Consider the following 10,551-nt stretch of genomic DNA (forward strand, 5'->3'; position numbering starts at 1 on the left):
ACACCATGTCCGGCAGTCCGGCCGCGGGCTCGATCACGTCCACCCGGTGGCCCAGCCGGCGGTAGGTCGCGCGCAACGCCTCCCATTGCGCGTGCGCGAGCCCGACGTCGACCGGCGTCGAGGTGTCCATCCACGGGTTGATCGCGTACTCGACCGCGAAGAAGGTCGGCGGCGTCATCGCGTAGCGGCGGGCGGTTGGCGTTCGAATGTGCCCCGGTCGCGCCGGGGAGGGCGCGGGCGCCGCGACGTACTGTTCCGTCATAAATCAACGGTATTGGCGCCTCGGTACACAATCAAACGCTAGCTGTTGCGTGTCTATGCTTGGTTTATTGCGCTAGAATGCCACTGGCATCGATTTGTTGCGCGCGACCGAAACGGAGGGCGATGGAGCGCCTCGACGAGACCGACTCCCGCATCCTGACCGAACTGACCGAGCATGCGCGGGCCACGTTCGCCGAAATCGGCGAGAAGGTGAATTTGTCTGCGCCCGCGGTCAAGCGCCGCGTCGACCGGATGCTGGACACCGGCGTCATCAAGGGCTTCACCACGGTCGTCGACCGCAACGCACTCGGCTGGAACACCGAGGCCTACGTGCAGGTCTTCTGCCACGGCACGATCGCGCCCGACCGGCTGCGCGCCGCCTGGGTCGACATCCCCGAGGTAGCCAGCGCGGCGACGGTGACCGGCACGTCGGACGCGATCCTGCACGTGCTGGCTCGCGACATGCGGCACTTGGAGGCCGCCCTCGAGCGCATCCGGTCCAGCGCGGACATCGAGCGCAGCGAAAGCATTGTGGTGTTGTCGAACCTCATCGACAGGATGCGCACCTAGCGGCGCGGCGCGCGTAACGCCATGGCGCAATTCGGGCCGAGTTTCCGCCCTGGCGTTACGTCCGCCGGCGGAAGAGGCGCTTGAGCCGTGACGGACGTGATCTAGGCGGCCGGCGAGACGCATACGGCCACGGCCGGTTTCGCTCGGGTACCGATTCGGCCCGCGCGTGTTTGAGCTGCGTCCGCAGGTGCTGACGCAGGCTGTGCAGGTCAGGGTCGGCCCAGCGGTTGACCGCCTCGACCGGGTCCGAGGTCAGGTCGTACAGCTCCCACTGATCGTCGAGGGGAGACGTCCGGTACGCCTCTCCCCCAAGCCCATTGGCCGCCAGGTGCCGCACCCCCGGTTCGGTCCAGGTGCTCGGATCGTCGAAGGTGCGCACCAGCTTCCACAGGTGGCCTGCGGCACCGGCGGCGGTCGCCTCGTCGACGCGGACAACCAGCCCCTCGAAGTTGGAGGCGGTGTGTGCAGGGATCCGGATGCGCAGCGGCGCAGGCGGATTGACCGTCTGCTGCAAGCGGCGCGCCAATCCCGAAGCACCGCTGTCCCCTTCGAGCATGTTGTCGCGGGTCATCAGGTAGACGGCGCGGGTCTCGTCGGCCGGCGCACCGTCCACGACGGGCATCAGGTTCCGTCCGGGTAGCGGGTGCACTTCGGAGAACGACTCGGCCAGCGTTGCCGAGACCGCCGCGACATCGACGCCTGCGGCCGCCAGCAGCGTGGGAACCAGGTCGACGTGCGAGGTCGGCGCCGTGACTTGCCGTGGTCGCGTGCGGCGCTCGCCGACGCGCGCGATGACGAAGGGGACGCGGGTGGCCTCGTCGTACAGGTTGAACCACTTCTGGTGCAGACCGCCGTGGGCCCCGAGCAGGTCGCCGTGATCGGCGGTGCGCACCAATATGGCCTCGCCCCAACCGCTCTCGGTGACGGCCCGCCGGACGCGATCGATCGGTCCGTCCACCTCGGCGTGCAGCCGGTAGTACAGGTCGCGGTAGCGCTGCGCGTTGCGCGTGTAGGTTCGGTCGATCGCGGCCGCGGGGCCGTAGCCGGAGTAGTACGCCTCGCGAAAGGCGATCTGCGCGGCGGGCTTCGTGGACAGGTCTTCGTCCGCGGTCGGCGCGGCGGGCACCGCGGGAGGGTCGAGCGGCGACGGCCTGACCGGGCTCCGCCGCGACCACGTCGGGAAGAGCACGATGTCGTGGGGATTGACGAAGCTCGCCACCAGGAGGAACGGCCGCAAGGCGGCGGGGTCGCCGGCGCGGCGGCGGGCGTAGCGGTCGGCCAGCCAGGCGACGACCCGGTCCGCGATCAGCGGGTCTCGCCGCACACCGGCGTTGGCCAGCGCCGCCCCGTGCGGCTCGGGCCCGACCCAGCCGGAGAAACCATACGGGCCCAACGGGTCTGCCTCCAGATAGCGCCGCACGGCGGCGGCGTCGACGACCCCGTTGTCGTCATTGGTCGCCAACGGCCGACCGGTCCGGGGCTCGAGGAGATCGGCGTGCGAAATGTGCCACTTGCCGTCGTAGTGGGTGTCGTAACCGGCCGCCCGGAACCAATTTCCGAGCGTGGGAACCTCGCCTGCACGCAGCCAGCGCATCCGTGAGTCGTCGGCGGTCTTTCCGATGCCGTCGGTCTGGGTCACGCCGTGCAGGTCGGGGTACTGCCCGGTGAAGATGGTCGGTCGGCTCGGCACGCAGGCCAGTGAGCCGGTGTAGTGCCGCGTGAAACTGACACCGTGATCGTCAAACCACTTGCGGCCGGTCAGCGTTCGATCGCGCCACGCGAGCACGTCGGGGGCCTCGTAGGGCGGTACCGCGCGTTCCTCGTCGGTCATGATGACGATGACATCGGGGCGGTCAGACACGGGCATGCTCCAATCGGTCGGCGAGGCCGGCGAGCATCAGTTCGGACTGTCGCGCCAGAAAGCGGCACAGGGCGCGCTCGGCCAGCTTTTGCATTGCGTGCGGCCCGATTTCGACCGTGCTGGTGAGGGCGACCAGGGTGGTGGCCGAGTCGCCGGCGGTCGATTCGAGCGTCCAGCTGTTGGACACCCTGCGGAGTCGGGCGGGCAGGCCTTCGATGTCGTAGCCGAGGGCGCGGGGCGGGTCGAACTCGGTGATGCGCTCGACGAGCGCGTCGCGCTTGACCTGGACGCGCCGGGCGGTGCCGACGGCGGATCCGTTGGGTCCGGAGAACAGGATGCACGAGTGGTCGACGTTGCCGGCCCACGAACTGATCGACCCGAAGTCCGCAAGGATTTCCCAGATGTCGCCGATGCGGGCCGCGATCGAGCGAGTCCGGCGTATGTCGGCCACGCGCTCACGTTACGCGAACGATCAGCGAGTCAGGTGGAATATCGTCTCGATCGCCACCGCGGCACCGCCCACCGCGATGGTCACCGCGAGCGTCAACCAGTCGGCCATTTTCGGCCGGGCCGGAGCGGCTGAGAGTTGGCCGATGCCGCCCCGGGCGGTGATCGCATCACCCATCTCGTCGGCGCGGCGCAACGTCACCACGATGGCGGCGGCCACCAGGTCGATCGAGTTGCCGGCCGTCTGCTTGACCCGGGCCTTACGCGTCGGTGCCATGTGGTTGGGCCGCAATCGACGAGCGGCGTAGAGCACCTGAAATTCCTCGATCAGCAACGGGAAGGCGCGCAGCGCCAGGGCCAGGGCCACCGCCCACTCGTCCACCGGGATCCGCACCAGCTTGAGCGGGCGGCCCAAAACCGCGAGCGCCGGGGCGATTTCGGCGACATTGGTCGTCCAGGACACCATCGCCCCCAGACCGAGCAGGACGAGGGACAACGCGGTGATCCGCAGGAAGTTCAACGCCCCGCCGAGCCCCAGGTGAACCCCCGCGATCGACACCACCGGACTACCACCGGCCAGCGCGGCCGTCACGAAGCCCAACGCGATGAGGACCCACAGCCAGCGCGGAACCGACGGGAGCGCACCGCGGGGAATGTGGGCGATCCAGATCGCCGTCATCACCAACGCGGCCACCGACCCGATCGTCACCCAGCCCGGGTAGAAGGTCAGCAACACCGCAACACCGAACACCACGAGAAGTTTGGTGCCGGCCCACAGGCTGTGGATCGCGGACCCGCCGGGCACCGGAACCAACAGCACCACCGGGCGCGCGGTGCGCCGCTCCTTGCCGCGCGTCGGGGACGAAGGTGCGGTCACGACACACCCCCGGCCGTCGCGCTGGCCGACACCGTTTGCAGGGCGCCGTTCTGCACGTGCAGGGTTCGCGGGCAGACGGCTTCCAAGCCCACGAAGTCGTGCGAGATGACGACGACGGTCAGCCCGCGGTGACGGCGAAGATCCGCCAGCAGCCGCAGCAGGCCGCGCTGGCTCCCGACGTCCAGCCCGGCCAGCGGCTCGTCGAGGATCAGCACGCGCGGCGAGCACGCCAGGAGTCCGGCCAGCACCACCCGTCTCATCTGGCCGCCGCTGAGCTGATCGATGCGCCGCCTGGCCATCGCGGGTTCCAGCCCGACCGCCGCCAGGGCGGCGATCACCCGGCCTTCGTCGTGGGGCGAAAAGCCCGCCACCGAAGCAACTTCCAGGCCGACGTGGCTGCGCATCAATTGCAGCCTCGACGTCTGAAACGACAACGCCACCGCGCCGACGTGATCCCGGATCGGTTCACCGTCGAGCAGGCAGGCGCCGACCGTGGGAACGGTCAGTCCGGCCATGATCCACGCCAGCGTCGACTTGCCCGAACCGTTGCCACCGTGAATCAAAATCCCGTCGCCTTGTTCCACGACGAAGTTGATGTCGCGCAGGGCGGTCTTCGCCCACGGTGTCCCGCTGTTGTATTCGTGGCTGACGCCAACGATTTCCAGCACCGGCTTGCTTGGGCCGCGCCGGAACGCGGTGGCAGGCAGCGGGGCGGGAACCGTCTCGACCATGCCGGTGTTATCCGGGGAGTCACTGAGGTTGATGGTCCGGTCCGCCGACGCGGCCTCGTTGTCGAAATGCGTGATGTGCACCAGGGCGGTCCGATGCCGCTTGGGAAGGCCGGCCAGCACGTTCAACAGGACCTCTCGGCCCCTCTGGTCGACCATGCTGGTGAACTCGTCAGCGATCAGTAGCGCCGGTTCCCGCGCCAGCGCCGCGGCCAGGGCGAGGCGTTGCAGTTCGCCGCCGGACAGGCCGCCGGTATCGCGCTCGGCAAAACCCCCGAGACCGACTTCCTGCAGCAGATGGTCGACGTCGACCTCGGTTCCCGGGGGCAGCCCCCACACCACATCATCGGCCACGCGGGTTCCCAAGACCTGGCTCTTCGGGTGCTGCAGAACCAGCGCCGTACCGCCCAACATGCCGAGCCCCACCGCGCCCGGGCGGTGCACCGTGCCCGACGTCGGGTGCCGGCCCGCCAAGATGAGCGTCAACGTGGTCTTGCCCGACCCATTGGCGCCGACGACGGCGACATGTTCTCCGACCTGAAGGTCGAGGCTGAGCTCCCGCAAGGCATCTTGCCTGGCGTTGGGGTAGCGGAACCGCACCCTATCCAGCCGCACCGGAACGGGCCCGATCGCTGCGCCGGGCGGCTCGTCCGGCGCGTCGAGCTTGTGCACGTCCGGCACGTTGCCCATCCGGTCCAGCAGGCGGGAAAGCGCCCACCAACCGATCCACGACGACACCATGACCCCATAGGTGACGTAGCCGAGCATCAGCCACGGCCAGTAATGCAGCCCGAAGTCGAAGCACCGCTTGACGTCGGCGCCGAGCCATCGCAGATTCACCCGGTCCAGGAACGCGACCACACCGTCCACGTTCGCCGACATCACCTCAAAGATCAGATGCCGCAACCGGTTCAGCACGGCCAACGCACCGACGGTCGCCCCGGCGACGGCGACCCCGACGATCAGGGAGGAGACGAGCACCGTGGGTGTGCCCCTGCCCCTGCGCTTGACGAATCCGGTCAGGCCGCCGATGTAGGCACAGTTGACGACCGTCACGGCGCCGCCCACTCCGGAGATGAGGAAGGCGATCATTCCGGCAGCAAACGTCGCGGCCACCAGCACACGGAACCGGTAACGGTAGGACAGCAGCCCCATCGGCACCGTGCCCAGCAGCGCCAATCCTTGGGCGAACGGGATGACACCGGCGATGATCGCGATCACCGCGCAAAGCGCCCCCATGACCGAGGCCTGGGCCAATTCGGCCGGATGTAAAGGTCCGCCCCGACGGCGCGCACGGACGGGGTCGCGGACTTTCACTTCACCGATTCTGCCAGGCCGTGGTCCCAACTCGGTTCGTCACACTCGACACTCCCGACACCATTCGGACCGCGCGTCTTCGCCTCGCTTAGCAAAGCTATGGAACTATGGACACATGGACAGAGTTGTCGAGACCGCAAACATCGAGGCCCAGCAGCTGGGAGCGGATCTGCTCGCCGTGGTGGCGCGGCTCAACAGGCTGGCCACCCAGCGCATCCAAATGCCGCTGCCGGCGGCGCAGGCCAGACTGCTCGCCTCGATCGAAGCCCACGGCGAAGCCCGGATCGGCGACCTCGCGGCGGTCGATCACTGCTCACAACCGACCATGACGACCCAGGTGCGCCGGCTCGAGGACGCCGGCCTGGTCACCCGAACCGTCGACCCGGGGGATGCCCGCGCCGTCCGCATCCGCATCACCCCCCAGGGCAAGCGCACGCTCAACGCGGTTCGCGCCGACCGTGCCGCCGCGATCGAACCGCAACTGGCGTTGCTCGAGCCGGGCGACCGCCAGGTGCTGACCGACGCGGTCGAGGTCTTGCGCCGGCTTCTCGACAACGCGTCGCTGGCGGGGCGCCGCAACGCGCTGTGACGGGCGGACCCACGTGGATGGACGACGGCCGGCGGGTAGACACTAGGTCGATCTGACCGGTGCGACGAAAGGTGGCGGCCATGCGGCCCGAGGCTTCCGGTTTCAGAGCCTCCCCGTTGACCGTGTGGGTCGGGTCGGCGCGATTCGACTTCTCCCCCGGCCGCGACGTGATCGTCGGCTACGGCCCGGGCAGCGACATCGCCCTCGAGCGCCTCGGAACTCCGACCTCGCCGCCCCCGGCGCCCCGCCCCGAGGTGGTGCTGCGGTTCGCGGGCACCCACTGGGTGGCGATCGACCTGAGCCACAACGGCATCTTCGTCGACGGCGCACGGGCCTCGACCGTCGCGATTCGCAACGGCCAGGCGATCAGCGTCGGTGATCCGCAGCGCGGTCCGCGGCTGGTTTTCGAGATCGCTCACCCGGCCGGCCCGCCTCGTCAAACCCCGCCTCGACCGCCCGCTTACCCGCCGCGGCAGCCCCCGGCGCCTCCTCCCTTCCCGCCGCCACCCGCTCATCCGGGCGAGCCGAGCCCGCTGGCCCCGACCGAGCGCGAGACCCAGCGCATGCGCGTGGTGCCCCCGCAACCGCCGGCGGCCGAACGTCCCGCCCACCCGCAGCCGACACCGCCCATTCCACCCCCAGTCGAGCCGATCCCGGCGGCGGATGCGCAGGCGAAGGCACCGGGCCTGATCGAGCGGATGATCACCTCGAAACTCCGCGTCCCGCGTGCGGCCGTCGGCGCCGCGGAATCTGGAAATGCCACTTATCGATTGCCGCTCAAAGCCGAGGCCCGCACCCTCGGGGTGACCGCGTACCAGCTCGGGCTGACGGTAGACGGGCGCGACATGTTGTCGGGCATCTCGTTCTCGGCGCGTCCGGGCATGTTCACCGTCGTCGTCGGGCCGTCGGCCAACCGCAACTCCGCCCTTCTCGGGCTGCTCGCCGGCACCCGGCAACCCAGCTCCGGGCGCGTCACGGTCGACGGCCACGACGTGCATGCGGAGCCGGCGTCGATGCGCACCCGCATCGGCATCGTCTCGCCCGAGGACCGCTTGCACCGCCAGCTCACCGTCGAAAAGGCGTTGGCGTACGCCGCCGAACTGCGCCTGCCGCAGGACGTTTCACCGGAGCAACGCGACCGCGTGATCGGCCAAGTCCTCGAGGAACTGGATCTCTCGGAGCACCGGTCCACCCGGATCGGCAAGCTTTCGCCCGAGGTGCGCCGGTGTGCCGCGCTGGCGGTCGAGCTGCTCACCCGGCCGACGCTGCTCGTCGTCGACGAGCCGACCGCCGGCCTGGATGCGGAGCAACAACGTCACGTCATGGCGATGCTGCGGCGCCAGGCCGACATTGGCTGCGTGGTGGTGGCGGCCGTGTCGTCGCCGACGTCGTTGGCGAACCTCGACCTGTGCGACGAGGTGCTGACGCTGACCTCGGCCGGTACGACGGCGTTCCTGGGGCCGCCCGCACACGTCGAATCCGCGCTGGGCACCGCCGACTGGCCGCAAGTGCTGGCCCGCGTCAGCGCCGACCCCGACGGCGTCCACCGCGCATTTCGCGCCCGTCCCCCGGCGGCTCCCGCGCCGCCCGAGATCGCGCCACCGACGCCGCCGCCCGCCGAAGCCCCCTTGGGTCGTCAGATCCGGCTGCTGGCCCGTCGTGACGTCCGGCTGCTCTTCGCCGACCGCCTCTACGTCGGGTTCCTGGTGCTCCTGTCGTTCGCCCTGGCGGGTCTGACGCTGCTGATCCCGGGCGATTCGGGCCTGACCCGGCCCCGTGCCGGCGACGCCCACCCGCACGAAGCGATCGAGATCCTGGCCGCGCTCAACCTCGCCGCGGTGATCATCGGCACCGCGTTGACGATCCGCACTGTGGTGCGCGAGCATCGCATCTTCCGCCGCGAGCAGGCGCTCGGGCTGTCGACCGTGGCCTATTTGGCCGCCAAGATCCTGGTGTTCAGCCTCGCCGCGGCGATCCTGACGGCCATCGTGTTCGCCATTGTCATCGCCGACAAGGGCGGACCGGCGGGTGGCGCGGCCCTGCTGCACAACGCCACCCTCGAGCTGTACATGAGCGTGGCGGTGACGGCCATCGTGTCCGCGGCGGTCGGGCTGGCGTTGTCGACCATGGGCAAGTCGTTGCGCGAAGTCCTGCCGCTGCTGCTTCCGGTGATCCTGGCCTCCGCGCTCTTCAACGGGAGCCTCGTTCAGCTGGTGAGCAAGTGGGGCCTGCAACAGATCTCCTGGTTCGTCCCCGCCCGCTGGGGCTTCGCCGCATCGGCGTCCACCGCCAACCTGCGCCGCGTCGACCCCCTGGCCGCCGACTGCCAGACGTGGACCCACTACAGCGGCTGGTGGCTGTTCGACATCACGATGCTTTTCCTGCTCGGCGTCGCGGCGGCCGGCTTCACCCTCTACCGGCTGCGGCCGCGGGAGCCTCACATCGCGAACAACAGAAACTGAGTGACCTGACTCGGGGAGAAGTTGTTATCGCTGACCAGCACCACCGACTGGCGACCGTCGGGCAGCTTCGGTCCCAGCGTGATGCCCTCGACATTGTCCAGCGGCGACAGTCCCGGCGTGGCGGACAAGTCGACCGCCAGCGTCTTGCTCATCGGGGTCACGTCCGCGCCCTGCAGCGACGGGAGCGCCAAAACGTCGGTGGCGGAGCCGATCTCGGCCCGGTAGATCCGCACGGTCGGCGGGGTGGCGGCGGCCCGTTCGATCACCAGAAACGTCGTGTCCGACAGCGCGACCAGGTCGGAGACGCCGTTGAGTTGGGCGGGCGGGACGGGCGGCTCCATCGGGTAGGCGTACTGGGCGGTCGGTACCCCGGTGGCGACGTCGAATTTGGTGATCCGGGTGAGCACACGGTGACCGTCGCCGCCGGTCGGGCCGTCGTTGTAACCGGGGTCCTCCATCGCGGCGTATAGCGTCCGGCCGTCGGGTGTCAGCGCCAGACCCTCCAAAGCCTTATCCCGGCGAGGGCCCACGTTCTGCGTGGACATCGCCAGATTGGCCGGCAGGGTGAACTCGCCGAGGTAGGCGCCGTCGAGCGCGGCGGTCCGGATCCAGGGGTCGAGCAACACCGGCCCGGAGGTGATCCGTTCGCCCTCGGAGGACCAGTACAGCCGCTGCCGGGCGGGGTCGAACGCGATGCCCTCGGGGTCCGGCGGGACGACCGGTGGCGTGACATCCAGGGTGAGCGGCCGGAAGGGCTGACCGGTACGGTCCAGCAGCGGATGGGTGCCGGTGAAGGTGACCCTGTCAATTCCCCTGTCCGACAGGGACAACTGCACGGTGTAGAACCGGGCCGGGTTCTTCTTCGAGCGGTCGTCGCTGATGACGTAATAGAGCTGACGGCCCGCGTCATAGCTCAGCGCCGACAAACCGCCGATGACCGTCCCGTCGAAGCTCGCATTGAACGGAACCTGCGCCTGACCGAGATAGGCCAACATCGGCCGCGGCGGGGCCGCCGGGGCGTGCGGGTGCGCCGGCGCGCAGCCGGCGAGCGCCAGGGCGAGCAACGCGCACGCCGCGCGGACCCGATGTGCCATACCGGAGAAGGTATCGCCGATCCGGTCGGCTGGGTGAAAACGGGGCACGGCCCGGCCCCGGATGTGTCGTCGGCGAAAACGGGTCGGGTTGTTATTCCCGCAGCGCGAACCGCAGGATACGGTCGGGTTATGGCGCCAGAGACCACCACCATTGCCGACCAGCTGCGCAACGCCCTCGACGGGCGTTGGCGCGACACGAGGAACCAGCTGCGGTCCACCATGAGCGAGGACCTCTTCCGGCCGCACTACACCCCGAACACCGTGATTGCGCGCACCAAGGTGGCCGAGCAGATGAGGATCATGGCCGCCTTCGGTGCCGCCGCCGACAACTTCCGCAAGGAGCAC

The 10,551-nt window shown here is 69.4% G+C and carries 8 protein-coding genes and 2 pseudogenes; 4 read left to right on the forward strand and 6 right to left on the reverse strand.

Annotated elements, in window-relative coordinates; translation table 11 throughout:
• Positions 1 to 262 (reverse strand): annotated as a pseudogene (locus tag A9X05_RS15790) (N-dimethylarginine dimethylaminohydrolase); the annotation flags it as partial.
• A gap of 122 nt (positions 263 to 384) precedes the next feature.
• Between A9X05_RS15790 and A9X05_RS15795 the strand changes: the two are divergent.
• Entirely contained in the window at positions 385 to 831 is a 447-nt protein-coding gene (locus tag A9X05_RS15795; RefSeq protein ID WP_067748496.1) for an Lrp/AsnC family transcriptional regulator, read from the forward strand.
• Between the two features lie 55 nt (positions 832 to 886).
• Here A9X05_RS15795 and A9X05_RS15800 read toward each other — a convergent pair whose 3' ends face one another.
• From A9X05_RS15800 to A9X05_RS15815, 4 genes are read right to left on the reverse strand one after another with little or no spacing between them, the layout of a single operon-like run.
• Positions 887 to 2,692 carry a sulfatase-like hydrolase/transferase gene (locus A9X05_RS15800; RefSeq protein WP_156669892.1) on the reverse strand — a complete coding sequence of 602 codons (1,806 nt, stop codon included), beginning with the start codon at positions 2,690 to 2,692 and terminating at the stop codon, positions 887 to 889.
• Entirely contained in the window at positions 2,685 to 3,143 is a 459-nt protein-coding gene (locus A9X05_RS15805) for an SRPBCC family protein (protein ID WP_067748492.1), read from the reverse strand. Before A9X05_RS15805 ends, A9X05_RS15800 begins: the two co-directional genes overlap by 8 nt.
• Positions 3,144 to 3,164: 21 nt before the next feature.
• Entirely contained in the window at positions 3,165 to 4,016 is an 852-nt protein-coding gene (locus tag A9X05_RS15810; RefSeq protein WP_067748490.1) for a CbiQ family ECF transporter T component, read from the reverse strand.
• Positions 4,013 to 5,983, reverse strand: a complete 1,971-nt coding sequence (locus tag A9X05_RS15815; RefSeq protein WP_156675775.1) for an ABC transporter ATP-binding protein — start codon at positions 5,981 to 5,983, stop codon at positions 4,013 to 4,015. Before A9X05_RS15815 ends, A9X05_RS15810 begins: the two co-directional genes overlap by 4 nt.
• A gap of 193 nt (positions 5,984 to 6,176) precedes the next feature.
• On the opposite strand from A9X05_RS15815, the gene A9X05_RS15820 reads away from it, so the two are divergent.
• Both A9X05_RS15820 and A9X05_RS15825 read left to right on the forward strand, forming a co-directional pair.
• Positions 6,177 to 6,650 (forward strand): MarR family winged helix-turn-helix transcriptional regulator, encoded by a 474-nt coding sequence (locus tag A9X05_RS15820; RefSeq protein ID WP_067748486.1) that lies wholly within the window; start codon positions 6,177 to 6,179, stop codon positions 6,648 to 6,650.
• Positions 6,651 to 6,730: 80 nt separating this feature from the next.
• Entirely contained in the window at positions 6,731 to 9,112 is a 2,382-nt protein-coding gene (locus A9X05_RS15825) for an ATP-binding cassette domain-containing protein (protein WP_067782552.1), read from the forward strand.
• On the opposite strand, the gene A9X05_RS15830 is transcribed toward A9X05_RS15825, so the two are convergent.
• On the reverse strand, positions 9,088 to 10,107 hold the full coding sequence (locus tag A9X05_RS15830; protein WP_231978402.1) for an esterase-like activity of phytase family protein: 1,020 nt from the start codon (positions 10,105 to 10,107) through the stop codon (positions 9,088 to 9,090). The genes A9X05_RS15825 and A9X05_RS15830 overlap by 25 nt on opposite strands.
• Positions 10,108 to 10,335: 228 nt before the next feature.
• Here A9X05_RS15830 and A9X05_RS15835 point away from each other — a divergent pair.
• A pseudogene (locus A9X05_RS15835) lies at positions 10,336 to 10,551 on the forward strand (acyl-CoA oxidase); the annotation flags it as partial.

It is taken from the genome of Mycobacterium sp. E3298 (assembly GCF_001666895.1).
Lineage (GTDB): Bacteria > Actinomycetota > Actinomycetes > Mycobacteriales > Mycobacteriaceae > Mycobacterium.